The organism is Ruegeria sp. ABD4_443 (genome assembly GCF_056160865.1).
Genome location: NZ_JBSWYA010000005.1, coordinates 186,900 through 211,095 on the forward strand (window position 1 = coordinate 186,900; position 24,196 = coordinate 211,095).

Here is a 24,196-nt window from a genome sequence, read left to right on the forward strand (position 1 = left end):
CAGATCTCCTACATTGTGGTTGGGTCGTAGATGGATGGCGGCAGGTCAAAGCCCCACAGGCGGAACCGCTCGGAAAAGTGGCTGCGCACGCCGGTGGCGGTGAAATGACCAATGATCTTGTTGTCCGGCGTCAGTCCAACACGTTGAAAACGAAAGATTTCCTGCATTGAAATCACGTCGCCTTCCATGCCGGTAATCTCGGTGATCGAGGTCATCCGGCGGGAACCATCCTGCAGGCGGCTGGCCTGTACGATCAGGTTCACAGCCGAGGCGATCTGGCTGCGCACCGCCTTGATGGGCATTTCGATACCGGCCATCGCGATCATGTTTTCCAGACGCGAAATGCCGTCGCGGGCCGAGTTCGCGTGGATCGTCGTCATCGACCCGTCATGGCCGGTGTTCATCGCTTGCAGCATGTCGATCACCTCGGCACCGCGTGTCTCGCCGACGATGATGCGGTCGGGGCGCATACGCAGGGCGTTTTTCAGACAGTCGCGCGGGCTGACTTCGCCTTTGCCTTCCACGTTGGGCGGGCGGCTTTCCATCCGGCCCACATGGGTTTGCTGCAGTTGAAGTTCCGCCGTATCCTCAATCGTCAGGATGCGCTCGGCGTCGTCGATGAAACTGGACAGGGCGTTCAGCGTGGTCGTCTTACCCGAGCCCGTACCACCCGAAACAATCACGTTGAGGCGGGTTGAAACAGCGGCCTGCAAATACGCGGCCATCTCCTCGGTGAACGCGCCGAAATTGACAAGATCGTCGATGCCCAGCTTGTCTTTTTTGAACTTACGAATGGAAACCAGCGATCCATCGACCGCAATTGGCGGAACCATCGCGTTAAAGCGCGATCCATCTGCAAGGCGGGCGTCAACATAGGGGTTTGATTCGTCGACACGGCGTCCAACGGCGGACACGATCTTGTCGATGATCCGCATAAGGTGCTTTTCGTCCTTGAAGGTGACGTCGCTGATCTCAAGCTTGCCGAACCGTTCGACAAAAATCTGCTGCGGGCCATTTACAAGAATATCGCTGACGGATTCGTCCTGCAAAAGCGTTTCCAGCGGACCCAGCCCGGTGACCTCGTCATACAGCTCTTTGTTCAGCTGCGCGCGGTCATCCCGGTTCAGGACGATGTTCTTGGATTCCAGAACTTCGCCCGCAATCGCGCTGATTTCCGACCTCAGTTCGGCCTCGGCGGCGTTTTCCAGCGCCGCAAGGTTCAGGTTTTCCAGCAGCTCGCGGTGCAGCTCGATCTTGATTTCACCCAGACGTTCCTTGCGTTTGCGATCCCGGTCAGTGCTTGCGACCTCGGCTGCCTTTTTCTGCACCGGTTTGCGGGCCACGGCCGTCGACGCCGCCTCGGGGGCCGGTGCGGCAGGGCTTGCTGCCGGGGATTTCGGCGGCGTGGCCACGGGTTGCGCGGCAGGCTCTTTCTTATAGCGTGAAAACACGGGTGGCTCCCCCCTCGGGCTGGATTAGGCGGCTTCGGCGTTGCTGGTGCCCAGGCTGTGAAGCGACTGTGCCAGTTTTGCGATTTCCTTGCGCAACGGGTTCTTGGCAGCCGAATTTGCCAGCGGCAGACCATGGTCCCCGCTTTGCATGACCGGCTTTCCGCCATCAGGCAGTTGCAGGTCGATCGAGATGCCAAGGCTTTCGCCCATGCGCTTGACCCGGCTTTTGCCGCTCAGGTCGGTGAATTTCGGGGCGCGGTTCAGGGCGAACCGCAGTTTGTTGAACGGCAGTTCCTCGGCCTGCAGCGCGCGTTTCAGGCGCAGCGCATTCTGCGCCGAGCGCATGTCCAGTTCGATCATCGCGAAATAGACATGGGCCGCCTGCAAAACGGTTTCAGACCAATGCACAAGGGTCTTGGGCATGTCCACGACCACATAGTCGAAATGGTTGCGTGCAGTGTCCACGACCCGTTGAATGTCTTCGGGCGTGATCAGGTCCAGCGGCACCATTTCGGATGGCGCGGTCAGCACCTCCATCTTGTCTTCAAAGGACTGCAAGGCCGCGCCAAAGACTTCTTCATCCATGGACGCGGTGTCCGAAAGCATTTCGAACACTGTTTCGCGCCGCGGCAGGTCCAGATAGGTCGACACAGTGCCATATTGCAGGTCCAGGTCGATCAGGCAGACTTTGGGGGTTTCCTTCGCGGACACATTCGCCAATTCCCATGCCAGGTTGACGGCCAGCGTGGTCGAGCCGACGCCGCCGGCAAGCCCATGAACCACGAACAGCGCGCCTTCCTTGGCTTCGCCCTGGGCCAGCGGCACGGCCGCGGCTTGTGGCGCTGCGACCGGGTCGGGCTGGTTCATGCGTTCAATAGCTTCCTGCAGCTCATTCTCGGGCAGGGGGTATGGGACGAACTCGTCCGCGCCCTTGCGCAACAGCTGATGCAACGATGCCGGCGTGACATCTTCGGCAATCAGGACGACTTTTACGTTCTTTTCCTTGGCTTGCGCGATGATCTCGCCCATCAGGGTCAGATTGTCTTCGTCTTCGCCATCAATGGCCAGGGCAACGAATTGAAGGGATTCGGCTTCGGGCTGGCTGAAAAAGGCAAGAGCTTCGGCAAAACCAAGATCCCCCCAACGCTCACCCAGAGCGGCCTCCATGTCTTCGATCAGCAGATCGAAATTCTGGACATCACGGCTGATCGTGCAGGCCAGAATGGCAGTATCATCGTCTTGCGGCGTGGCGCTCGTCATTAACACAATCCTCGTCGTGCGAGCGCAACAGACTGTCAAAAACCGTCGAGAATCGTGTTTCGGTCTGCTGTCGCCCTTAAGCGGTCAATTCTGGCCGCAAATCACCCTATTGTTCACAACTTCGCTTGGAAGTTAGGCGAGAATTTGGCGCAAAAGAACCAATTGTAGGGAAATGGGCGACTATGCCGCCCAATTTCACTTTATTGTTCGCGTGTATCGCCCGCGTTGGTCTCAAGCGACAGACCACTGATCGGTGCGGCGCTGATGATATATTCGCGATACACGACCTCGGCGTATTTGCCGTCCAGGATATTGGGATGGCGATCGACCAGACCTGACACCTCGGTCACGGTCCGGCGGTTGCGCCGGTCGCGGTCCGGCGTTGCCACCAACGGCCTGGTTTTGCCGTAGGATACCACCGCCTCAAGGCGCGACCGCGAGATTCCCTGCGATGCAAAGAAGGCGACGACCGCATTGGCGCGGCGCAGGCCCAGGCTGCGGTTATACGCTTGCGAGCCGACGGCATCAGTGTGGCCATAGACGCGGAACCGCACTTCGGGGAACTGCTTGATCCAGTCTGCCTGTTGCAGCAGGATGCGCTGCGCCGAGGCGTCCAGCTGGCTGCTGTCAAAGGCAAAGTTGATCTGGGTGGGCACTTCGGCCGCGAATCGCTGGGCCAGGATCTGCCCATAAGTCAGTTCGCCATTCATGACCTGAACATTGTTCAACGTCGCATTCCCGAACGCGCCCTGATCGATTTCGTAACCGGCTTCCCGGGTGCAGCTGGTGACTGCGACTGTCAGACCCAGCGTGATCATCCACTTCTGCATTGGTCCTATCCTCTCAATCAATCCAGAACGTAGCCGTAGGAATTGCCAAAGTCCTGCTTGGCCACTTCCGAGGCTGCGCCGTTGCCGACCCGTTCAGTCCGGGAAACCTTGCCGTTCAGGAACAGATCGAATTCGCTGGGCGGTTTCACGCGGTCCGTCGGCAGGGCAAGCGCCTCGCCTCGGGTCGGTGACACCAGGTGCGCGGTGATAATGATAACCAGTTCGCTTTGCTCGCGCTGGTATTCCGCGCTGCGGAACAACGCGCCCAGAACAGGGACATCACCCAACCAGGGGATCTGGCTGTTAAGATCGGCGAATTCGTCCTGAATCAGGCCGGCGATGGCAAAGCTTTCCCCGTCGCGCAATTCGACCGTGGTGCTGGTCTGGCGGGTGATAAAGCTGGGCACCGTGTCGCCGTTGATGGTGAAATTCGAACTGGTATCGATGCTTGAAACGGCTGCGGCCATTTCAAGGTTGATCAGATCGCCATCCACAACCCGCGGAACAAAGTCGATTTCGACGCCGAAGGCCTTGTATTCGATCGCCACAACGCCGTCATCCTGCGGAACCGGGATCGGAACTTCGCCGCCCGCAAGGAACGTGGCCTCTTGGCCGGACAGGGCCGACAGGTTGGGTTCAGCAAGGCTGCGGGCCAGGCCCTTGGTTTCCAGCGCTTCCAGCAACAGCCGGACCTGGGTCGAACCGGCGCCAAATCCGAACAGGATCGCACCGGTATTCGACTGAACGGCCGGGATGTTGTTGGCCAGAGCGTTGCTCAGGGATACCTGGTTGTTCAGCGTGTTGATACCACCGGTCGCATCCCCGCCGCCGAAACCCAGCGAGGCGGAAAGGTTCTTGGCAACAGAGCGGTTCATCTCGGCAAAGCGGACTTTCAGCATGACCTGCTGAACGCCACCGACATTCATCAGGTTCGATACGCGCTCGGGCGCATAGCGTTCCGCCAGTTCCAGCGCGCGGGCCAGCCGGGCCGAGCTTGAAACAGTGCCCGAAAGCACGATGCCGTCATTTGCGGTGCGCACTTCGATCGGCTCGTTTGGCAGGATCTGGCGCAGGCGCTCTTTGAACTCGGTAACATCCGGCGCGACCCGGACCCGAACATTGGTGATCAGGTTTCCGGCGCCATCAAACAAGGTCAGTGTCGTCATGCCCGGCGCCTTGCCCAGAACGTAAATCGTACGATCTGACAGCGACGAAATGTCGGCGATACCGGCATTGGCGATACTCAATTCGGCGAAAGGCTGTTCGCTTTCCACCACAATCGCGCGGTTCATGGGGACGTCCAGCGTTTCCGCCGTCCCCTTTTTGACCACGCGAAGATTTTCGGCCCAGGCGGCTTCGCCGACCGGGCTCGTAACAAGCGCCAACCCCAGCAGGGTTGCGCTGATCCAGGAACGTATTGTCATGTGACCTGCCTCTCCGATCACCACTCGATTTTTATTGGGTCTTTTGCCCTATGAGCGAAACTCTGCGCGAATTCCGGATTTATTGCAATAATCAATGGTTTCCGGAATTTTCCTTATGTGGATAATGGGCAACATCAACAAAAATGAGCCGCGCAATCCGCGCGGCTCATGTCGTGTAACGAACTGAATTGACGTCAGTTTGTGCAGGGAATCGGGATTTCCTCGATCTGGTCGCCGCGGCGGGTCCGGATGGTGCAAACCTTCTCGGCCTCTTTCTTGGGCGCGGGCGCGGCTTCCTTGATGCCCAGTAATTTGCGCTGGTCGACTTCGACCGCGCTTGCGACGGTTTCATCCTGCACGCCAACCAGGGCCAGCGACAGGCGACCGGTATTCTGGGCCTGCGCCAATGCCGCAATCTGTTCCGGCGTGGCCGCGACCGTGACTGTCCGCGCGATCGTTGCGCCGGTCACGTCCGACCCGGCGGTCTGGTCAACCGCAATCAGTTCGATATTCGTCTGGATCAGACGGGTGATTTCGCCATTTGCGCCTTCGACGGCACCGCGCAGCGACCCGGTCCAATAGACGTCGACACTGTCACCGGGGCGCAGAAACCCGGAAACACCTGACGCCACATCCACACTGATGGCAAAGGCACGCATGCCTTTCTCGATTCGCGACGTCAGGCCAGCCAGCTCACCGGGGCGGGTGATCTTGACCTCCATCACCGCCTCGTCCTTTTCCATGGTGCGCAGAACGAAACGCTCGTTGCTGCCGGATTCCGGGAAAAGAGCGGCCAGGTCGGTATAGCTTCCTTCGGGGATGGCATTTTCCGGCCAGTCCACGATGCGGATATCGTCGTTGGTCAGCCGTTCGCCATATTTCAATTGCCGGTTGGTGACGATGACGCCAACCGTCGGAACCACGTCAACTGTCGCATTGGCCAAAGCTTCTTGTGCGGCCTGCCGTTCCCGCGCCAGTTCTGCCTGGTACGCAGAAATATAGTTGCGCGCCATGTAAACAGCACCGCCTGCCAGGGCGACCCCGACGATCAGGACAAGTCCAAAAACAGCTCGCATTTGATCACCTTTTCATTGCTCTGGCCGCGTATCTAACGCCCCGAGCATCACATTGGAACAGAGTATTCCCTAGCGGGCAATTGTGTCGAAATGTGGGACAAAAACAATTTTTGGGAAGGTTGTTTTTGATACCGGTCCAAACGGGCGTCGCCGCCCGACAAGACACAGCAATACCCAGCCGGGTTGCGGCTGGGCGTCGGTTCAGGTCATGGGAAAATGGGCGGAAAACCCGCCGGGGCAGGGCGCTTAGCTGCCGCCGCCGTCTGAACCGCCAGAGGATGAGCCGCCAGAGGATGAGCCGCCGCTTGATCCACCAGAGGACGATCCACCCGAGGACGATCCGCCGGAAGACGATCCGCCGGAAGACGATCCACCAGAGGACGACCCGCCAGAGGACGACCCGCCGCCACCGGCTGTTCCGGCCGTAATGATACCGGCATTGTCGTCATCGTTGGTTCCGGTGCTGACGGTCGAGCTGCTGAGGGCCGAGTTGACGTTTCCGCTGATACCGGTCGCGCCGCCTTCGATCACGGTGTATGCCGCAATCGACAATCCGATCACCGCCGCGGTCAGAACAACCCAGTCCACCGTAACGGCGCCGTTTTCCTCTGCTGCAAAGTTCCGAATGAACTTTTTCATCTCGCGTCCTTCCTTCAATTTATTCGACCAGCCGGTCCAGGGTGTTTCGTCCGGCCGCCGCCCTTAAATGCGTGTCGTCCAAATTTCACTTTGGACTCATGCTGACCAAGGTGCATGGCAGGAATGGGGCCAAACATGGGCCATGATGGGCCATGCGCCCGAACCAGATGGCAAAAGGGCATCCGGTGCACAGTCCTGTCAGGTCAACCAAAAAGGGCCGCGCCAATAATGTGGCGCGGCCCCGAATTCCCGTGCGGGAAAATCTCGGCTTAGTTGGTGCCGGCTGTGGTGATACCGCCTGCGGTACCGTTGCTGTCGCCGGTGCTGATGGTTGCACCCGACAGAGCGGTGTTGACGTCGGTGGCCAGGCCAGTCGCGCCAGTTTCGATTTGCTGGTAAGCAACGGCTGCCAGGCCAACAACGGCTGCGGTCAGAACAACCCAGTCTACAGTTACGGCGCCGTCTTCGTCTTTGCGGAAGTTCTTGATGAACTTGATCATGTTACGTCCCTCCTAAAGGATCAAATAAAGTCAGTTTAAACCTCGGCGTCTTTCAGAGCTTTCTCTCTCAGTCCGCTCCCGACCGTCTCGGTATGGCACTATGTTTGCTCTTCGTGCGTGGCAGGAATTGGGCCAAACAACGAATTTTTTGCCCCGAGCTTAACTTTTTGGTCATTTCTTCCGTAGTGCGCTGAAATCAAAGGGTAAAATTTATAATTTTCTTTTTAATCATTTGGCGGGGCGATGCAAAATTGCGCCAAATGAGGCGAAATCGCCCCATTTCGCTTTGTTTTTCTGGTGTTGAGGGCGGATTCGCGTATCAAATCAACGCAAAAGAAAAGATGAGGCAGGCAAAATGTATCTCCGGGACGCAGTAACATGCGCCGGCGTATTCGCGTTTCTGGTGGCAGCGGCTGCACCCGCACCAGCAACCGAAGTTGAACCGCGCGGCGTCTACAAGCGGATCAAGGCCCCCCAACCCGGGACGCGGCCCCGCGTGACCATTCAGATCACACCGGAAGAACACGCCGCATCGCCTTCAGCCCCTTCAACCGGAACAGAGCTGATCGTGCCCGAGATCATCGCGCGCACCAAGGTGCCGCCGTCCACGACGCCTAGGGTCGAAGGTGCGGCCGCCAAGCCGCCCGGTTCGTACAAGGCCTTTTGGGACCGGATTTCCCCGGACCTGGCCCAGGCCGGGGCGGGGCGGCTGGACCAGGCCATCCAGGCCCTGGCCGCGACCAGCGTCGCCTCACCGCGCCTGCAGACCCTTCAGAACATCGCCCAGCAGCAGGGCATCGACATTCTGCGGTCGACAGTGGGAACCAACGTGTCGCCCGCCTTGGTGCTGGCCGTCATCTCGGTTGAATCGGCGGGCCGGACGGATGCGGTCAGTTCGGCCGGGGCGCAGGGGCTTATGCAGCTGATGCCCGCCACCGCTGAACGGTTCGGTGTCCAGGACAGCCTGATGCCCGCGCAGAACATCGCGGGCGGGGTGAAATATCTCAACTGGCTGATGGAAGAATTCGGAAACGACCCGATCCTGGTTCTGGCGGGATATAACGCGGGCGAGGGCTCGGTGCGCAAACACAGCGGTGTGCCGCCTTATGCCGAGACCCGCGACTATGTTCCCAAGGTTCTGGCGGCCTTTCAGGTGGCGCGGGCCCTGTGCTCGACCCCGCCCGAACTAATCTCGGACGGCTGCGTCTTTCAGACCATGAATTGAAAAAGGCCCGCGCATCGGCGGGCCTTTCGATCGAGCGCTTTTTGTGGATCAGCCAACAAGGGTGGCTTGGGTCGACGCGCGCATGTCCTCCTCGGATACGCCATCGGCCAGTTCCACGATCTTCAGACCGCCTTCGACCACATCCAGAACGCCCAGGTTGGTAATGATGCGGTCGACCACGCCCTTGCCGGTCAGCGGCAAGGTGCATTCCTTGAGAACCTTGCTGTCGCCGTGCTTGTTGGTGTGATCCATCACCACGATGACGCGACCCACGCCCGCGACCAGGTCCATCGCGCCGCCCATGCCCTTGACCAGCTTGCCGGGGATCATCCAGTTGGCCAGGTCACCTTTTTCGTCCACTTCCATGGCACCAAGGATCGCTGCGGCAATCTTGCCGCCCCGGATCATTGCAAAGGATGTGGCGCTGTCGAAATAGGCCGTGCGCGACAATTCGGTGATGGTCTGCTTGCCGGCATTGATCAGGTCGGGGTCTTCCTCGCCCTCGAACGGGAAAGGGCCCATGCCCAGCATGCCGTTCTCAGATTGCAGGGTGATGTCCTTGTCACCCACATAGTTGGCCACCAGCGTCGGAATACCGATGCCGAGGTTCACATACATGCCGTCTTCCAGTTCCTCGGCCGCGCGTGCGGCCATCTGATTGCGGTCCCAGGGCATTATGCTTCCTCCTTCTTGCGGGTGGTGCGCTGTTCGATGCGCTTTTCATGATCGCCCTGAATGATGCGATGCACATAGATGCCGGGCAGGTGGATGCTGTCCGGGTCCAGCGAGCCGCGCGGGACGATTTCTTCGACCTCGGCGACGCAGATCTTGCCACAGGTGGCGGCGGGCACGTTGAAGTTCCGGGCGGTCTTGCGGAACACGAGGTTTCCGGTGTCGTCGGCCTTCCACGCTTTGACGATGGCCAGATCGGCAAAGATGCCTTCTTCCAGGATATAGGTCTCGCCGTTGAAATCCTTGTGCTCTTTGCCATCGGCGATCACGGTGCCGACACCTGTCTTGGTGTAAAAGCCCGGAATGCCCGCACCACCGGCACGCATGCGTTCGGCCAATGTGCCCTGCGGGTTGAATTCCAGCTCAAGCTCGCCGCTCAGGTACTGGCGCATGAACTCGGCGTTTTCGCCCACGTAAGAGCTGATCATCTTTTTGACCTGTTTGGTCTGCAGCAGGATGCCGATGCCAAAGTCATCCACACCTGCGTTGTTCGACGCAAAGCTCAGATCCTTGACGCCCGATTCCCTGATCGCGTCGAGCAGCAGTTCGGGAATGCCGCACAGGCCAAACCCACCCGCGGCAATCAGCATGCCATCCGACAGCACCCCATCGAGCGCCTCGGCGGCATTGGCATAGACTTTCTTCATGGAAAACTCCCCCAATGACATGGTGATGGCGCAGGTATTGCCGCCACGTCATGGGGAAGTCAATGAAACCAAGGGGGTGTTGGTATTTCTACCTAGCCTTTAACTGGCCGCCTTCTTGGTGGTTTTCTTCGCGGCGGGTTTCTTTTTCGGCGCCGCTTTCTTTTTGGTGCCCTTCTTGGCCGCACGCTCGTTGACCAGTTCGATGGCCATTTCCTGGGTCACGTCCTCGGGCTTGATGTCCTTGGGAATGGTGGCGTTGACCTTTTCCCATTTCACATACGGCCCATAACGCCCGTCCAGCACCTGCATCGCGCCGCCATCGGGGTGTTCGCCCAGCTCTTTCAGCGCCTTGGCAGCGGCCCGGCGCCCGCGTCCGGGGTTGGCGCGCTTTTCGGCCAACAACTCGACGGCACGGTTCATCCCGATCTCGAACACGTCATTGGGGTCTTTGAGGTTGGCGTAAACCGGTTTGGCCTCGTCCGCCAACTGGTGCATCAGATAAGGCCCGAACCGCCCGAAGTTGGAGCTGATCATGCCGCCCTCGGGATGCTCGCCGATCTGGCGGGGCAGGGACAGCAGGGTCAGGGCCTTGTCCAGATCCATGTCATCCTTGCTCCAGCCGCGCGGCAGAGATGCGCGCGGGGGCTTTTTGTTCTCGGGCGTGGGTTCGCCGCGTTGAACATAGGGACCGAACCGGCCCGATTTCAGCCAGATCTCATCGCCTGCATCCTCGCCCAGCAGACGCTCATCGCCTTCGGCGCCTTCACCGGCGATAGGGCGGGTATAGGTGCATTCGGGATAGTTGCCGCATCCCACGAACCCACCTGTGCGCGAGGTCTTCAGGTGCAGTTGACCCGTTCCGCATTTCGGGCAGATACGCGGGTCCGAGCCATCCTCGCGCGGCGGGTAAAGCTGTGGCGCCAGCGCCTCGTCCAGCTTGTCCAGCACTTCGGAAATGCGCAGCTCGGATGTCTCGCCGATCGCGGCCGAGAAATCGCGCCAGAACTTGCCCAGCAGGTCCTTATAGTCTCGATCACCGGCGCTGACATCGTCCAGTTCCTCTTCCAGATTGGCGGTGAACTCGTACCCCACATATTGACGGAAGAAGTTGAGCAGAAAGATCGTGACGATCCGGCCCTTTTCTTCGGGGATCAGCCGGTTCTTGTCCTTGCGCACATATTCGCGGTCCTGGATCGTGGTCACGATCGAGGCATAGGTCGAAGGGCGCCCGATCCCCAACTCTTCCATCCGCTTGACCAGCGTCGCCTCGGTATAGCGCGGCGGCGGCTGGGTGTGGTGTTGCAGGGCCAGAACGGATTCGTTGTCCGACAGGATGGCGCCCTTGTCGTCCGCCTTGTCGAACTGATCCTTCAGCGACGTCTTGGCGAACCGCGCCGGATCGCCCTGCATGATCTGCGGCAGGCGCTTTTCGTCATCATCGGCAACATCGTCGCGCCCTTCTTCATAGACGCGCATGAAGCCGTCGAACATCACCACCTGACCGGTGGCGCGCAGGCCGACCTGACCGTCATCGCTGCCGATCTCGACCGTCGTCCGCTCAAGCCTAGCGGCGGCCATCTGACAGGCGATGGTGCGTTTCCAGATCAGGTCGTAAAGCTTGCGCTGATCCTCATCGGTGACCTTCAGCGTCTTGGCGTCGCGCGACATATCCGTGGGGCGGATACATTCATGCGCCTCCTGCGCGTTCTTGGCCTTGTTCTTATAGATGCGGGGGCTGTCGGGCACATAGTCGTCGCCGTACCGATCCCTGATGGCATCGCGCGTCGCCGCCACGGCCTCGGGGGCCATATCGATGCCGTCTGTCCGCATATAGGTAATGTATCCGGCCTCATATAGACGCTGGGCCACCTGCATGGCGTGGCGCGCGCCCATGCCGAACTTGCGGCTGGCTTCCTGTTGCAGGGTCGAGGTCATGAAGGGCGCGCTGGGGTTGCGCGCGGCAGGCTTGGCCTCGACCGAGGTGACGCTGAGCGCGCGGCTGGTGATCGCCTGCACGGCCAGTTCTGCCTGCGTGATGTTGGACAGATCGTGCTTGTCCAGCTTTTTCCCGGCCAGCGTGATCAGGCGCGCCTCATAGGTCTGGCCGCGCGGCGTTTCGAACAGGGCGCGAACCGACCAGTATTCGACGGGTTTGAACGCCTCGATCTCCATCTCGCGCTCGACGATCAGGCGCAGGCAGACAGATTGCACGCGCCCGGCCGATTTTGCGCCGGGCAGCTTGCGCCACAGCACGGGCGAGAGGTTGAACCCCACCAGATAGTCCAGTGCGCGGCGGGCCAGATAGGCCTCGACCAGCGGCATATCGACCTCGCGCGGGTTCTGCATCGCCTCGGTCACGGCGTCCTTGGTGATGGCGTTGAAAGTGACCCGGCTGACCGGCGTGTCCTTCTTGATGGAACGGCGCTTGGTCAATGCTTCCTGCAGGTGCCAACTGATCGCTTCGCCCTCGCGATCGGGGTCAGTGGCCAGGATCAGCGCGTTGTCTTCCTTTAATGCGTCGGCGATGGCTTTGACATGCTTGCGGCTGTCATTTCCGACTTCCCACGTCATCGCAAATTCATGCTCAGGGTCCACCGAACCATCCTTGGGCGGCAGGTCGCGGACATGCCCATACGATGCCAGAACGGTGTAGTCGGGGCCAAGATACTTGTTGATCGTTTTCGCTTTGGCCGGGGATTCTACAACAACTACAGGCATTTAGGGGGAAACCTCGCTCGACGGAATGGGCGCCTTTTATCGTGGTGCAACATGTGTGGGGCAAGGTGAAATTGTCAATGCGTTCATTTGCGATCTAAAAAATACCTTGATTTCAAAGGGCTAGGCCTTGGGCGTGTTTTCCGGCGCCTTTCAGGTTGCCCAATGCGGGCCGCGGTCTGTTAGCTGGTCAGAGACAAAAGCCCGCCCGGTTGGCGCTGGATTCGTCCGTCCAGTTCAAGATCGACCAGGGCGGGGCCCAATTCACCGGCCGAGGCTGAAATGTCGCGCAGCAACTGGTCCTCGGCAATGGGGGATGGGCCGAGCCTGTCCAGGATTCGTGCGTGCAAGGCCTGCGTGGGCACGCGTTTGGCCGCCACGGTTTCCTGCGTCGCGGCGGGTTGTTGAAATGCCTCGGCTTGTGGTGGCAGCGCCTGAACGACGTCATCGGCGCAGCGGACAAGGGTTGCGCCGTCGCGAATCAAAAGGTTGCATCCGGCAGCGCGCGCATCGAACGGGTGGCCCGGAACGGCCAGGACGTCGCGCCCCTGGTCAAGCGCGTCCCGCGCAGTGATCAGGCTGCCTGATTTGGCGGCTGCCTCGACCACGACCACAGCGCGCGCCAGGCCGGAAATGATCCGGTTCCGGCGGGGGAAATGCCGTGCCTGCGGGGTCACGCCCAGCGGTTGCTCGGACAGCCTGAGGCCCCTGGCTGCGATGTCTTCGGCCAGCGCCGTGTTTTCCGCCGGATAGATCACGTCGACGCCGCCCGCCATGACGGCGATTGTTCCGGTGTCGAGCGCCGCCTGATGGGCCGCCGTATCAATTCCGCGCGCCAGCCCCGATACGATCACGTAACCCTGGCCTGCCAGTTCCGTCGCCAGCCCCCGCGCCATTCGCGCGCCCAGAGACGAACAGTTTCGCGCCCCCACCATCGCAATTGTCGGCTTGTTCAGCAGGGACACATCCCCAACCGCCCACAGCATGGGCGGCGCGTCTGTCAGGTCGCCAAGGGCGTCGGGAAAGTCGGGCGCGCCCAGGCACAAAAGCCGCGCTTTGGCGGCTTTTGCGGCCCTGAGCTCTGCCTCGATCACGCCGGGGGGGCAAATTTCATAACCGTCTATCCCGGCGGCGCGTGCCATTTCGGGCAGCGCGGCCAGCGCGTTCTGCGCTGAACCATGTTCGCGCAGCAGCCGGCGAAACGTCGCCGGACCGACCTTGCGCGAACGCAACAGACGAAGCCACGAAAACCTGTCTTCTTCCGTGGTGGGTGGGAGTGGGGGGTGATTGGAAGAAAGCTGCTCTTCGGTCATCCGTTGCTCCGCCTGATTGCAGAACCGGTTTACGGGAAGCGAGGTTAACAGCCTGTGAATCACGAACGGTTTCAGGAGAATTAAATTCTTGTCAAAACGGTCGAATGCTGCAACATGCTGAAATTAAATCGTAAAATCGCAATGTTTCAGGGCGCGCGGGCCGCCGCGTTTGATTGGGCTAAAAAAGCCGCAGCGCTTGCCGCGACCTTGCAGGGCCAAAATCGGAGGCGGGCGACTCAGACCGCCGCGCCACCAACCGTCAACCCATCCATCAAGACCGTGGGTTGACCGACCCCCACCGGGACCCATTGGCCGTCCTTGCCGCAGGTTCCCATGCCGGGGTCCAGTGCCATGTCATTGCCCAAACCCCTGATCCGCCCCAGGGCGGAAGGGCCGTCGCCGATCAGGGTGGCGCCTTTGACCGGTTCACCGATCTTGCCGTCTTTGACCCGGTATGCCTCGGTGCAGGAAAACACGAACTTACCATTGGTAATGTCGACCTGGCCGCCCCCGAAACCGACGGCCCAGATACCGTCGCGGATATCGGCAACCAGCGCGGCGGGATCGGCATCCCCCCCCAGCATGACCGTGTTTGTCATACGAGGCATGGGTTTGTGGGCATAGCTTTGCCTGCGGCCGTTGCCGGTGGGCAAAACCCCCATCAGGCGCGCGTTCTGGCGGTCCTGCATATAGCCGGTCAGCACGCCGTCCTCGATCAGCACGGTGCGCGAACTGGGCGTGCCTTCGTCGTCCACGGTGATCGAGCCGCGCCGGTCCGGGATTGTGCCATCGTCGACAACAGTCACGCCTTTCGAGGCAATCTGCTGGCCCATCAACCCGGCAAAGGCCGAGCTGCCTTTGCGGTTAAAATCGCCCTCAAGCCCGTGACCGATGGCTTCGTGCAGCAAGATACCGGGCCAGCCCGGGCCCAGGGCCACCTCCATCACGCCTGCGGGGGCAGGAACGGCGTCCAGGTTGACCAGGGCTATCCGCAAGGCCTCACGCGCTTTGTCCTGCCAATCGGCAGGGTCTATCAGCCCGTCCAGGCCGATGCGCCCGCCGCCGCCCGCCGACCCGCTTTCCCGGCGTCCGTTCTGTTCGACGATCAGCGACACGTTCAATCGTGTCATCGGCCGCACGTCGCGCACAAGCACGCCGTCGGGGCGCAGGATCTCAACCTCCTGGACCGTTGCGGCGATGGTGGCGCTGACCTGCACGACGCGCGGGTCCAGATCGCGGGAATACGCATCAATCTCGCGCAGCGTTTCGATCTTGACCGGAAAACTGGCCGACTCGATCGGGTCCGCGTCGGTATACAGCCGCAGGTTGGTGGCCTGGGGCGGTTCGGCCAGCGTCCCGCCACCGTCGCCCACGGCCAGCCGCGCCGTTTCCGCGGCGCGCGTCAGCGCCGGGATCGAAACATCGGTTGAATGGGCATACCCGGCGACATCGCCCTTGACCGCGCGCAGGCCGAACCCTTCGGATGCGTCATACGATGCGGTGCGCAAACGCCCGTCATCAAAGACCAGGGATTCCGACTTTCGGCGTTCCACGAACAGCTCGCCATCCTCGGCGCCAGCCGTCGCCGCGCGCAAAATCGACAGCGCCTCGTCATGCGGAAGAGCGGCCTCAAAGGGGCGAAACGGGGCTTGAGTCATCTTTTGCGGCCTTTCGCGTTTGATCCAGATCAAAAATAGCGTCTGTTTGACGCAAGCATTTTGCTTTATCTACCTCTCGGAATATGGTTTTTAACGCGGCCAAAGACAACGGGAGAGGTGTGATTGATTCACGCCTTTTCGCGAGAGAAGCAAAGATCAAACGATCAGGACAGAAAATGAAGAATGCTTTGATGCTTTCGGGGCTTGTTACAGCCCTCTCCAGCCTCCCCGCCATGGCACAGGAGCTTGAGATTATTGGTAAGCCGGTAGACGGTGGCATGGGGTTCCAGCCCGCCGCCACCAGCCTTGCCGAGGGGATTCAGCGACTGGACAGCATGATTCTGGTGATCATCACCGCGATCTGCATCTTTGTTGCCGGGCTGCTGGTCTACTGCATCGTGCGCTACAATCAGCGCGTTCATCCCAACCCCGCCCGGTTCTCGCATTACACTCCGGTCGAGATCGCCTGGACCCTGGGCCCGATTCTTATTCTGGTCTTTATCGGCGCGTTCTCGCTGCCGGTTCTGTTCAAACAGCAAGAGATCCCCGAAGGTGACATCACCATCAAGGTGGTGGGCAACCAGTGGTACTGGACCTATGAATATGTCGACCATGATTTTGCCTTCGACAGCTACCTGCTGGGCCATCCGGCCACCCTGGACGAGGGCGCGCGCCCGGCAGATGCCGATGTGACGCCCTTTGTGCTGGACGATGCGATGCGCGCCAAGCTGGCGGATGCCGGGTACAGCTCGGATGAATGGCTGCTGGCCACCGATACGGCCGTTGTTGTTCCGGTCGGCAAGGTCGTCGTGATGCAGGTCACCGCATCTGACGTGATCCATTCCTGGACCATTCCCGCCTTCGGCGTGAAACAGGATGGCGTGCCGGGCCGTTTGGCCGAACTTTGGTTCGAGGCCGAAAAAGAAGGCATCTATTTCGGCCAGTGCTCGGAACTGTGCGGCAAGGATCACGCCTATATGCCGATCACCGTCAAAGTGGTCAGCCAGGAAGCCTATGATCAATGGCTGCAAGGCGCCATCGACGAATATGCCGGCCTGCCGCAACCCTATCAGGTTGCCGCGAACTGAGCCGATAGCGGCAGGAGAGATCCTGCGCTGACACATCTTGCGGGCTGCGCGAAATTCGCGCGGCTTTTGCCCCAGAAGGACCAGACATGAGCGACGCAAGCATCAACGCCAGCACCGTTTCCGCGCAGCTTCGCGCGGACGAGGCCAGCTTTGGCGATTATTTCGCCCTGCTGAAGCCTCGGGTGATGTCCCTGGTCGTGTTCACGGCGCTGGTCGGCCTGGTGGCGGCACCCGTTCCCGTGCATCCTTTCGTGGGTTTTTGCGCCATCCTGTTCATCGCCATCGGGGGCGGCGCTTCGGGCGCGCTGAACATGTGGTGGGATGCCGATATCGACCGGGTGATGAAGCGGACCAAGGGCCGCCCGATCCCGTCGGGTAAGGTCGAAGAAGGCGAGGCGCTGGCGCTGGGGCTCGCGCTTTCGGGCCTTGCGGTGATCATGCTGGGGCTTGCGACCAACTGGTTCGCGGGCGTGTTTCTGGCCTTCACCATCTTTTTCTACGTCGTTGTCTATACCATGTGGCTAAAGCGGTCGACGCCGCAGAACATCGTCATCGGTGGGGCGGCCGGGGCGTTTCCTCCGGTCATCGGCTGGGTTGCCGCGACCGGGTCGATGACGCTTGAGCCATGGCTGATGTTTGCCCTGACCTTCATGTGGACCCCGCCGCATTTCTGGGCGCTGGCGCTGTTCATGCGCTCGGATTACGACGATGCGGGCGTTCCAATGCTGACGGTGACCCATGGCCGCAAGGCAACGCGGACGCATATCCTGGTCTACACGGCCCTGCTGGCCCTGCTGGCTGTCGGCACTGCGTTTTCGGGCATTGGCGGCCCGGTTTACCTGACGGTCGCGGTGGTTCTGAATGCACTGTTTCTGCGAGGGGCCTGGATCATTTCCCGGCGCACGGAACAAGATGCCGAAGCGGATAATTTCAAGGCCGAGCGCAGCTTTTTCAAACTGTCGCTGCTGTATCTCTTCCTGCATTTCGGTGCGATTCTGGTCGAGGCCCTGCTAAAGCCCTATGGGCTGGGAGGCTGGTCGTGAGTTTGCGCAAAAGCCACGAATTGCACCAGCGCCGGTTCGGCCGAAACCTGGGTGTCGGCTTGGTGCTGGCGGCGTTTATCGCGATCATCTTCGGCCTGACAATCGTCAAGGTGTCCGGCGGCGATTTCGGCGCCCCCGCGCAAGAGGTGCAGGACTGATGGCAGTTTCCGGCCCCCAGAAAACCGTCATGCAACTTGTCGGTGTTGTCGTCCTGATGGGCGGGCTGGCCTGGGCTGCTGTGCCGTTTTACAACTGGTTCTGTCGGGTAACGGGGTTTGGCGGAACAACCGGCGTGGCCCAGCAGGCCCCGGACGATATCCTGGACCGCGTGGTCACCGTGCGGTTTGACGCCTCCAAGGCAAAGGACATGCCGTGGGAGTTCAAGCCGGTCGAACGCGAAATGAAGGTCCGCATCGGTGAAACGGGTCTGGCCTTTTACGAGGCGTTCAATCCCACTGACAAGCCCATTGCGGGGCAGGCGTCGTATAATGTGACGCCCTATTCGGTCGGTGGGTATTTTCAGAAAATCGCCTGTTTCTGCTTTGAGGAACAGGTCTTGCAACCGGGGGAACGGGTCGAAATGCCCGTAACCTTCTTTGTCGACCCCGAAATGGTGGAAGACCCCGAAGCACAGTATGTTCATACGATAACTCTGTCGTATACATTCTATGAAATTGATCTGCCCGAGGGCTATGCCGCCCTGGAAGCGCAGGTCGAAACAAACACGAACTAACGCCTGTAGGTGAGGGACGCTGATGGCACACGCTAAAAACCACGATTACCACATTCTGGCCCCGTCGATCTGGCCTCTCCTTGGCGCCGTTGGCGGCTTTGTGATGCTGTTCGGGGCGGTCCTGTGGATGCACGGAATTACGCCCTTCATGTTCTGGGCCGGGCTGGTGGCCGTGTTGTACACGATGTTTGCCTGGTGGTCCGAAGTTGTCGCCGAAAGCCGTCAGGGGGATCACACTCCGGTCGTGCGCATCGGCCTGCGCTATGGGTTCATCCTGTTCGTCATGTCCGAGGTGATGTTCTTCTTTGCCTGGTTCTGGTCGTTCTTCAAACATCGCATGTACCCGATGTACGACTATGCCGGCACTGAATACATCCAGCCCGATATCCACGCGGTTGACCCGTTCCACCTGCCGCTGATCAACACGCTGGTCCTGTTGCTGTCGGGCTGTGCCATCACCTGGGCGCACCACGCGCTGGTGCACGGCAATGACCGCAAGGCGCTGGTACAGGGTCTGGCCATCGGCATCGCACTGGGTGTTGCGTTCACCTTCCTGCAGGGGTTCGAATATTACGAGCTGCTGGCCCACGAGGGCTGGAAATTCGGCGGCGATCAGTTCTATTCGAACTTCTTCATGGCCACCGGGTTCCACGGCGCGCATGTTCTGATCGGGACGATCTTCCTGTCCGTCTGTCTGATCCGGGCGCTGAAAGGTGACTTTACGCCCGAGAAACACGTCGGTTTCGAAGCCGCCGCCTGGTACTGGCACTTTGTCGACGTTGTCTGGCTGTTCCTGTTCTTCGCCGTATATATCTGGGGCCAGGCCCCGCTGATGTAAGACCGATCAGCTGTCCAATAGCAAAAGCCGCCTTTCGGGGCGGCTTTTTCTCTACCAGGGGCGCCAGATTGCGCCCCATACAATTGCATGGTTGCATTTCGGACCGCGCGCCCCTTAACAAGACGCCGGTTCCCGCAACAAGGTTTGGGTCTGATATGCGCCGCATCCTGTTCCTGCTGATCTTCGGTCTCGCCGGATTGGGCGTGCTGATGTCGCTGGGATTTTGGCAGGTGGATCGCCTGGCCGAAAAAGAAGCCCAGCTTGCAGAGATCGAAAGCCGCATCTCGGCGGCGCCCGTGCCCCTTCCATCCGAGGTGGCGGAGGAGGCCGACAAATACCTGCCGGTGACCGTCGCGGGCGAAATGCTGCCCGGTGAAATTCATGTGCTGGTCTCGGTCAAGCAAGTGGGGCCGGGGTACCGGATCATCCAGGCCCTGCGTGCCGATGACCGCACGATTCTGGTTGACCGAGGCTTTGTGCCGACAACCGCCAAACACACCGATCGCCGGACCGGGCAGATGGAAATCACCGGCAACCTGCACTGGCCGGACGAGGTCGACAGCTATACGCCCGAGGCGGATATCGACGGCAATATCTGGTTTGCGCGCGATGTCCCCGCCCTGGCAGCCGCCCTGAAAACCGAACCCGTCCTGCTGATCGCCCGGTCGCAGACTGACCCGGCGGTTACGCCTCTGCCCGTGGATACGGCGGGCATTCCGAATGATCACCTGCAATATGCAATCACCTGGTTTGGCCTGGCCCTGGTCTGGGCTGCGATGACCGGCTATTTCCTGTGGCGCAATCGCGCCCCGTCTGAGAGTGAAGCGCAATGAAATACATCTCGACCCGTGGGCAGGCGCCCGAACTGACGTTTGAAGAGGCAATGCTGACCGGGCTGGCCCGCGATGGTGGCCTGTACCTGCCTGCCGAAATCCCGGTGATGAGCCATGACGAAATCGCGGCGCTGGCCGGATTGCCTTATGAAGAAATCGCCTTTCGCGTGATGTGGCCCTATGTCAGCGGCTCTTTCGCCGAGGATGAGTTCAGACAGATCATCGCCCGCGCCTATGATGGCTTCGGCCACGACGCCCGCGCGCCTTTGAAACAGCTGAACGAGAACCACTTCCTGCTGGAGCTGTTCCACGGGCCGACGCTGGCCTTCAAGGACTTTGCCATGCAGCTGATCGGTCAGCTGTTCCAGGTGGCCCTGAAACGGCGCGGGGACCGCGTGACCATCGTGGGCGCGACCAGCGGCGACACAGGCTCTGCCGCGATCGAGGCTTTCCGGGGACTAGACGCGGTGGATGTGTTCATCCTGTTCCCGCATGGCCGCGTGTCCGAAGTGCAGCGCCGCCAGATGACGACCCCTGCCGACAGCAACGTGCATGCGCTGGCGGTGGATGGCGATTTTGACGATTGCCAGGCCGCGCTCAAGGATATGTTCAACGATTTCGACTTCCGCGATGGGGTCAAACTGGCCGGTGTGAACTCGATCAATTTCGCGCGTGTCCTTGCGCAGATCGTCTATTACTTCTCGGCCGCCGTCAGCCTTGGTGCGCCGCATCGCAAGGTCAGCTTTACCGTGCCGACCGGAAATTTCGGCGACATCTTCGCGGGCTATCTGGCCAAGCGCATGGGCTTGCCCATCGACCGTCTGGTCGTGGCGACCAACCAGAACGACATTCTGCACCGCTGCCTGTCGGGCGAGGGGTATTTCAAAGGCGACACCATCCCGTCGATCAGCCCGTCGATGGATATTCAGGTCAGCTCGAACTTTGAACGCGCGCTGTATTATGCCTATGGCGAGGATGGCGGTGCAGTCGCGCAGTTGATGGATGAGCTGAAGACCGGCGGCTTCAACGTCAGCCAGGGCGCGATGCAGGCACTGCGCGAAAGCTTTGACTCGGGCCGCGTGTCCGAAGACGAAACCTTGGACACGATCAAGGAAACGCTCGCCCACAGCGCCGAACTGGTCTGCCCGCACAGTGCCGTCGGCATCAAGGTCGCCGAAGACCACCGCGCCGCGGACGTGCCGATGATCACGCTGGCCACCGCGCACCCGGCGAAATTCCCGGCGGCGGTCGAGAAGGCGAGCGGAGAACATCCGCCTCTTCCATCCCGCATGGCTGATCTGTATGAACGTCCGGAACGGGTGACCCGCATTGCCAACGATCTGGGCACCCTTGAGGATCATATCAGAAGGCATATCGCTGAGTGACAGTCAGACAAGACCAGCTGAAGAACGGCTTTCGTATCGTCAGTGAACATATGCCGGGGCTGCAATCTGCGGCCATCGGTATCTGGGTGACCGCCGGCGGGCGGCATGAACGGATCGAGCAGAACGGCATCGCGCATTTCCTTGAACATATGGCGTTCAAGGGAACCGAGCGGCGCTCGGCGCTGCAAATCGCCGAGGCGATCGAGGATGTGGGCGGGTATATCAACGCCTATACCTCGCGCGAGGTGACGGCTTATTACGCGCGCGTTCTCAAGGATGACGTGGCGCTGGCGATGGACGTGATCGGCGACATCGTCCTGAACCCCATTTTCGACCCGCGCGAGATCGAGGTCGAGCGCGGCGTGATCCTGCAGGAAATCGGTCAGGCCTATGACACGCCCGACGACGTCATCTTTGACTGGTTGCAGGAACAAAGCTATCACGACCAGCCTTTGGGCCGGACCATTCTGGGCCCGTCCGAGCGCGTCAGCGCGTTCTCGCGCGAGGATCTGTCGGGTTTCGTGGCCGAGCATTACGGCCCCGAACAGATGATCCTGTCTGCGGCGGGTGCCGTGGATCACGATGCGCTGTTGAAGATGGCCGAAGAGATGTTTGGCCACCTGCAGCCGCGCAAGGGTCTGATCCCCGAAGCCGCCCGGTTCACAGGCGGCGAGGCCCGACAAGAGAAAGATCTGGAGCAGGCCCATTTTGCTCTGGCTCTCGAAAGCCCCGGCTATCGGGATGACGCGATCTATACCGCGCAAATCTATTCGACCGCGCTGGGCGGCGGCATGTCTTCGCGCCTGTTTCAGGAAGTGCGCGAGACGCGCGGGCTCTGCTATACGATCTTTGCGCAGACCGGCGCCTATGCGGATACCGGGACAACCACGATCTATGCCGGAACCTCGGCCGATCAGGTCGCGGAACTTGCCGCCATCACCATCGATGAAATGAAGCGTGCGGCTGAAGATATGACGCCCGAAGAGGTGGCCCGCGCGCGTGCCCAGATGAAAGCCGGGATGCTGATGGGGCTGGAAAGCCCGTCGAACCGGGCCGAACGCCTGGCGCGGCTGGTGCAGATCTGGGGCCGGGTGCCCTCGCTTGAGGATACGGTGGCCAAGATTGATGCGGTCAGCACCCAAGACGTTCGCAGCTTTGCCGAGACCATGGCGGTACAGGCCCCGGCCGCGCTGGCGCTTTATGGCCCGGTCTCTGGCGCGCCCACATTGGCGAAACTGCAGGAGAGGCGCGCGGCGTGATGCTTTTGGGCAGACGCAAGCTGAAACTTGAGACCGAGCGCCTGAGCCTGCGCCCGCCCGTACATTCCGACTTCAACGCCTGGGCCGCGCTGCGCAGGGCATCGCGGAACTATCTGACCCCGTGGGAGCCGATCTGGGCGCAGGATCATCTGAGCCGAAAGTCGTTTACCAACCGTGTCTACTGGGCCCAGCGGTCCGTGGCGGGCGGGACCGCGATACCGCTGTTTCTGTTCCGGCGGACGGATGACCTGTTGGTCGGTGCCATAACGCTGGACAATATCCGGCGCGGCCCGGCGCAGGCCGGTACGCTTGGGTATTGGACGGGGCAGGCCTTTTCCCGGCAGGGCTATATGCGCGAGGCCATCGGCGCCGTGGTGCATCACGCCTTTACCCGTCTGGACCTGAGCCGCATCGAGGCCGCTTGCCTGCCCGAAAACGCCGCATCACGCGGGCTGCTGGAAAGTTCGGGGTTCAAATACGAGGGCGTGGCGCAGTCTTACCTGCAGATCAACGGGCGTTGGCGGACGCATGTCCTTTATGCCTCGTTGCGCTCGGACCGGCGCGGCAAGACCGAAGCCGGGTAGCGATCTGGCCCGTTTTTAGGGGGCTCTGCCCCGCCGCGGCAAGCCGCGTCTCCCCCGGGATATTTGCAGCCAGATGAACAAGGGGCATGACTTGGTGGCGCGTTGCGCTACACTGTCCGCATGCGCTGGGTGGTTGCGGCATTGATGGTGGTTTCGGGTGGCGCTGCTGCGCAAGAGCGGCGGGCCAGCCATTGTGTCGCCATCGCCGAAGCCGCGCCGGGTATCGAATATCTGCACAAGGCGGCCTGGCAGGACCCTGTTCCGGAGTATTCCGTGCGCATCAGTTATGTCGCGCATGCCTCGTTTCTGATTCAGACCCATGGCGGGTTGAATGTGGTCACGGATTACACCGGGTTTATCGGTGCTGCGGACCTGATTCCGGATGTGGTGACGATGAACCATGCGCATTCGACGCATTGGACAGCGCATCCCGATCCCGCGATCCCGCATGTTTTGCCGGGCTGGGGGGAATTCGGCCAGGGGGTCGAGCATCATCTGGACCTGGGCGAAATGCTGATCCGGAATGTCCCGACCGATATCCGTTCGGCCTATGGCGGTGTCGAGGAGCGGGGCAACTCGATTTTCGTGTTCGAGGTCGAAGGGTTGTGTATCGGCCATCTTGGGCATCTGCACCATGTTCCCTCGGACGCGCAGTTTGCGGCGCTTGGGCGGCTGGACGTGGTGATGGCGGCCGTGGACGGCGGGACGACGATGCCCCTGCCGGACATGATCGCCGTGCTGCGGCGGCTGAAAAGCTCGGTCATCATTCCCATGCACTGGTTTTCAGGGTATTCGCTGGATCGTTTCCTGGTTGGCATCCGGGATGATTTTCCAGTGGTTCGCAATGGGGGGTCGGAATTGGAGGTGTCGTTGCGCAGCCTGCCGTCGCGTCCGACGGTTTATGTGCTTGAGCCGCAATACCTGATCGAGCAGGAATAGGGCGCACTGGCAGGGCGCCGCTTG

At 60.8% G+C, this 24,196-nt stretch carries 23 protein-coding genes; 11 read left to right on the forward strand and 12 right to left on the reverse strand.

Annotated features, from left to right (window positions below):
- Positions 1-8 precede the first annotated feature (8 nt).
- The 7 genes from ACXAG8_RS11935 to ACXAG8_RS11965 all read right to left on the reverse strand — a co-directional run bounded on the left by ACXAG8_RS11935 (position 9) and on the right by ACXAG8_RS11965 (position 7,180).
- Positions 9-1,451, reverse strand: a complete 1,443-nt coding sequence (locus ACXAG8_RS11935) for a CpaF family protein (protein WP_475224833.1) — start codon at positions 1,449-1,451, stop codon at positions 9-11.
- A gap of 24 nt (positions 1,452-1,475) precedes the next feature.
- On the reverse strand, positions 1,476-2,711 hold the full coding sequence (locus tag ACXAG8_RS11940; protein ID WP_475224836.1) for a CpaE/TadZ family protein: 1,236 nt from the start codon (positions 2,709-2,711) through the stop codon (positions 1,476-1,478).
- 200 nt (positions 2,712-2,911) lie between these two features.
- Complete coding sequence (locus ACXAG8_RS11945) at positions 2,912-3,541, reverse strand: OmpA family protein (protein WP_475224839.1); 630 nt, start codon at positions 3,539-3,541, stop codon at positions 2,912-2,914.
- Positions 3,542-3,558: 17 nt separating this feature from the next.
- Entirely contained in the window at positions 3,559-4,965 is a 1,407-nt protein-coding gene (locus ACXAG8_RS11950) for a type II and III secretion system protein family protein (RefSeq protein WP_475224843.1), read from the reverse strand.
- A gap of 194 nt (positions 4,966-5,159) precedes the next feature.
- Positions 5,160-6,041, reverse strand: coding sequence for a Flp pilus assembly protein CpaB (gene cpaB / locus ACXAG8_RS11955; protein ID WP_475224848.1), 882 nt, complete (start codon positions 6,039-6,041; stop codon positions 5,160-5,162).
- A gap of 246 nt (positions 6,042-6,287) precedes the next feature.
- A complete protein-coding gene (locus tag ACXAG8_RS11960; RefSeq protein ID WP_475224852.1) occupies positions 6,288-6,680 on the reverse strand; it encodes a Flp family type IVb pilin in 393 nt (130 codons plus the stop codon).
- A gap of 269 nt (positions 6,681-6,949) precedes the next feature.
- A complete protein-coding gene (locus ACXAG8_RS11965; protein WP_475224859.1) occupies positions 6,950-7,180 on the reverse strand; it encodes a Flp family type IVb pilin in 231 nt (76 codons plus the stop codon).
- A gap of 355 nt (positions 7,181-7,535) precedes the next feature.
- Between ACXAG8_RS11965 and ACXAG8_RS11970 the strand changes: the two genes are divergently transcribed.
- Positions 7,536-8,405: a lytic transglycosylase domain-containing protein gene (locus ACXAG8_RS11970; protein ID WP_475224862.1), complete on the forward strand. Its 870-nt coding sequence runs from the start codon at positions 7,536-7,538 to the stop codon at positions 8,403-8,405.
- Between the two features lie 48 nt (positions 8,406-8,453).
- Here the strand turns inward: ACXAG8_RS11970 and ACXAG8_RS11975 are convergent, their stop codons facing one another.
- The 5 genes from ACXAG8_RS11975 to tldD all read right to left on the reverse strand — a co-directional run bounded on the left by ACXAG8_RS11975 (position 8,454) and on the right by tldD (position 15,470).
- Positions 8,454-9,080 (reverse strand): 3-oxoacid CoA-transferase subunit B, encoded by a 627-nt coding sequence (locus ACXAG8_RS11975; protein WP_475224868.1) that lies wholly within the window; start codon positions 9,078-9,080, stop codon positions 8,454-8,456.
- Entirely contained in the window at positions 9,080-9,784 is a 705-nt protein-coding gene (locus tag ACXAG8_RS11980; protein ID WP_475224876.1) for a CoA transferase subunit A, read from the reverse strand. Before ACXAG8_RS11980 ends, ACXAG8_RS11975 begins: the two co-directional genes overlap by 1 nt.
- A gap of 99 nt (positions 9,785-9,883) precedes the next feature.
- Positions 9,884-12,502 carry a type I DNA topoisomerase gene (gene topA / locus ACXAG8_RS11985; RefSeq protein ID WP_475224883.1) on the reverse strand — a complete coding sequence of 873 codons (2,619 nt, stop codon included), beginning with the start codon at positions 12,500-12,502 and terminating at the stop codon, positions 9,884-9,886.
- A 179-nt stretch (positions 12,503-12,681) separates the two neighbouring features.
- Positions 12,682-13,812 (reverse strand): DNA-processing protein DprA, encoded by a 1,131-nt coding sequence (gene dprA / locus ACXAG8_RS11990; protein WP_475224888.1) that lies wholly within the window; start codon positions 13,810-13,812, stop codon positions 12,682-12,684.
- A 236-nt stretch (positions 13,813-14,048) separates the two neighbouring features.
- Positions 14,049-15,470, reverse strand: coding sequence for a metalloprotease TldD (gene tldD / locus ACXAG8_RS11995; RefSeq protein ID WP_475224893.1), 1,422 nt, complete (start codon positions 15,468-15,470; stop codon positions 14,049-14,051).
- Between the two features lie 176 nt (positions 15,471-15,646).
- Between tldD and coxB the strand changes: the two genes are divergently transcribed.
- The 10 genes from coxB to ACXAG8_RS12045 all read left to right on the forward strand — a co-directional run bounded on the left by coxB (position 15,647) and on the right by ACXAG8_RS12045 (position 24,172).
- A complete protein-coding gene (gene coxB / locus ACXAG8_RS12000; RefSeq protein WP_475224896.1) occupies positions 15,647-16,558 on the forward strand; it encodes a cytochrome c oxidase subunit II in 912 nt (303 codons plus the stop codon).
- An 86-nt stretch (positions 16,559-16,644) separates the two neighbouring features.
- On the forward strand, positions 16,645-17,601 hold the full coding sequence (gene cyoE, locus ACXAG8_RS12005) for a heme o synthase (protein WP_475224899.1): 957 nt from the start codon (positions 16,645-16,647) through the stop codon (positions 17,599-17,601).
- The gene (locus ACXAG8_RS12010) at positions 17,598-17,759 is read left to right on the forward strand and encodes a hypothetical protein (RefSeq protein WP_475224907.1); all 162 of its coding nucleotides are present in this window, start codon (positions 17,598-17,600) and stop codon (positions 17,757-17,759) included. The genes cyoE and ACXAG8_RS12010 overlap by 4 nt, the downstream gene beginning before the upstream one ends.
- Positions 17,759-18,334, forward strand: coding sequence for a cytochrome c oxidase assembly protein (locus ACXAG8_RS12015; RefSeq protein ID WP_475224910.1), 576 nt, complete (start codon positions 17,759-17,761; stop codon positions 18,332-18,334). Before ACXAG8_RS12010 ends, ACXAG8_RS12015 begins: the two co-directional genes overlap by 1 nt.
- 22 nt (positions 18,335-18,356) lie before the next feature.
- Positions 18,357-19,172 (forward strand): cytochrome c oxidase subunit 3, encoded by an 816-nt coding sequence (locus ACXAG8_RS12020; protein WP_475224913.1) that lies wholly within the window; start codon positions 18,357-18,359, stop codon positions 19,170-19,172.
- A 155-nt stretch (positions 19,173-19,327) separates the two neighbouring features.
- Entirely contained in the window at positions 19,328-20,005 is a 678-nt protein-coding gene (locus ACXAG8_RS12025; RefSeq protein WP_475224918.1) for an SURF1 family protein, read from the forward strand.
- On the forward strand, positions 20,002-21,390 hold the full coding sequence (thrC, locus tag ACXAG8_RS12030; RefSeq protein WP_475224925.1) for a threonine synthase: 1,389 nt from the start codon (positions 20,002-20,004) through the stop codon (positions 21,388-21,390). The genes ACXAG8_RS12025 and thrC overlap by 4 nt, the downstream gene beginning before the upstream one ends.
- Entirely contained in the window at positions 21,387-22,649 is a 1,263-nt protein-coding gene (locus tag ACXAG8_RS12035; protein WP_475224928.1) for a M16 family metallopeptidase, read from the forward strand. Before thrC ends, ACXAG8_RS12035 begins: the two co-directional genes overlap by 4 nt.
- Entirely contained in the window at positions 22,649-23,233 is a 585-nt protein-coding gene (locus tag ACXAG8_RS12040; protein ID WP_475224931.1) for a GNAT family N-acetyltransferase, read from the forward strand. Before ACXAG8_RS12035 ends, ACXAG8_RS12040 begins: the two co-directional genes overlap by 1 nt.
- Before the next feature lie 120 nt (positions 23,234-23,353).
- Positions 23,354-24,172: an MBL fold metallo-hydrolase gene (locus ACXAG8_RS12045; protein ID WP_475224938.1), complete on the forward strand. Its 819-nt coding sequence runs from the start codon at positions 23,354-23,356 to the stop codon at positions 24,170-24,172.
- Positions 24,173-24,196 lie beyond the last annotated feature (24 nt).

What these genes read in the sequence shown, in the direction of transcription:
- thrC (WP_475224925.1), top strand. Translation starts at nt 20,002, where the DNA reads ATGAAATACATCTCGACCCGTGGGCAGGCGCCCGAACTGACGTTTGAA.
- ACXAG8_RS11940 (WP_475224836.1), bottom strand. Translation starts at nt 2,711, where the DNA reads ATGACGAGCGCCACGCCGCAAGACGATGATACTGCCATTCTGGCCTGC.
- tldD (WP_475224893.1), bottom strand. Translation starts at nt 15,470, where the DNA reads ATGACTCAAGCCCCGTTTCGCCCCTTTGAGGCCGCTCTTCCGCATGAC.
- cpaB (WP_475224848.1), bottom strand. Translation starts at nt 6,041, where the DNA reads ATGCGAGCTGTTTTTGGACTTGTCCTGATCGTCGGGGTCGCCCTGGCA.
- ACXAG8_RS11980 (WP_475224876.1), bottom strand. Translation starts at nt 9,784, where the DNA reads ATGAAGAAAGTCTATGCCAATGCCGCCGAGGCGCTCGATGGGGTGCTG.
- ACXAG8_RS12015 (WP_475224910.1), top strand. Translation starts at nt 17,759, where the DNA reads ATGGCAGTTTCCGGCCCCCAGAAAACCGTCATGCAACTTGTCGGTGTT.
- coxB (WP_475224896.1), top strand. Translation starts at nt 15,647, where the DNA reads ATGAAGAATGCTTTGATGCTTTCGGGGCTTGTTACAGCCCTCTCCAGC.
- ACXAG8_RS11965 (WP_475224859.1), bottom strand. Translation starts at nt 7,180, where the DNA reads ATGATCAAGTTCATCAAGAACTTCCGCAAAGACGAAGACGGCGCCGTA.
- cyoE (WP_475224899.1), top strand. Translation starts at nt 16,645, where the DNA reads ATGAGCGACGCAAGCATCAACGCCAGCACCGTTTCCGCGCAGCTTCGC.
- ACXAG8_RS12045 (WP_475224938.1), top strand. Translation starts at nt 23,354, where the DNA reads ATGCGCTGGGTGGTTGCGGCATTGATGGTGGTTTCGGGTGGCGCTGCT.
- ACXAG8_RS11975 (WP_475224868.1), bottom strand. Translation starts at nt 9,080, where the DNA reads ATGCCCTGGGACCGCAATCAGATGGCCGCACGCGCGGCCGAGGAACTG.
- dprA (WP_475224888.1), bottom strand. Translation starts at nt 13,812, where the DNA reads ATGACCGAAGAGCAGCTTTCTTCCAATCACCCCCCACTCCCACCCACC.
- ACXAG8_RS12025 (WP_475224918.1), top strand. Translation starts at nt 19,328, where the DNA reads ATGCGCCGCATCCTGTTCCTGCTGATCTTCGGTCTCGCCGGATTGGGC.
- topA (WP_475224883.1), bottom strand. Translation starts at nt 12,502, where the DNA reads ATGCCTGTAGTTGTTGTAGAATCCCCGGCCAAAGCGAAAACGATCAAC.
- ACXAG8_RS11970 (WP_475224862.1), top strand. Translation starts at nt 7,536, where the DNA reads ATGTATCTCCGGGACGCAGTAACATGCGCCGGCGTATTCGCGTTTCTG.
- ACXAG8_RS11945 (WP_475224839.1), bottom strand. Translation starts at nt 3,541, where the DNA reads ATGCAGAAGTGGATGATCACGCTGGGTCTGACAGTCGCAGTCACCAGC.
- ACXAG8_RS11960 (WP_475224852.1), bottom strand. Translation starts at nt 6,680, where the DNA reads ATGAAAAAGTTCATTCGGAACTTTGCAGCAGAGGAAAACGGCGCCGTT.
- ACXAG8_RS12020 (WP_475224913.1), top strand. Translation starts at nt 18,357, where the DNA reads ATGGCACACGCTAAAAACCACGATTACCACATTCTGGCCCCGTCGATC.
- ACXAG8_RS12040 (WP_475224931.1), top strand. Translation starts at nt 22,649, where the DNA reads ATGCTTTTGGGCAGACGCAAGCTGAAACTTGAGACCGAGCGCCTGAGC.
- ACXAG8_RS11950 (WP_475224843.1), bottom strand. Translation starts at nt 4,965, where the DNA reads ATGACAATACGTTCCTGGATCAGCGCAACCCTGCTGGGGTTGGCGCTT.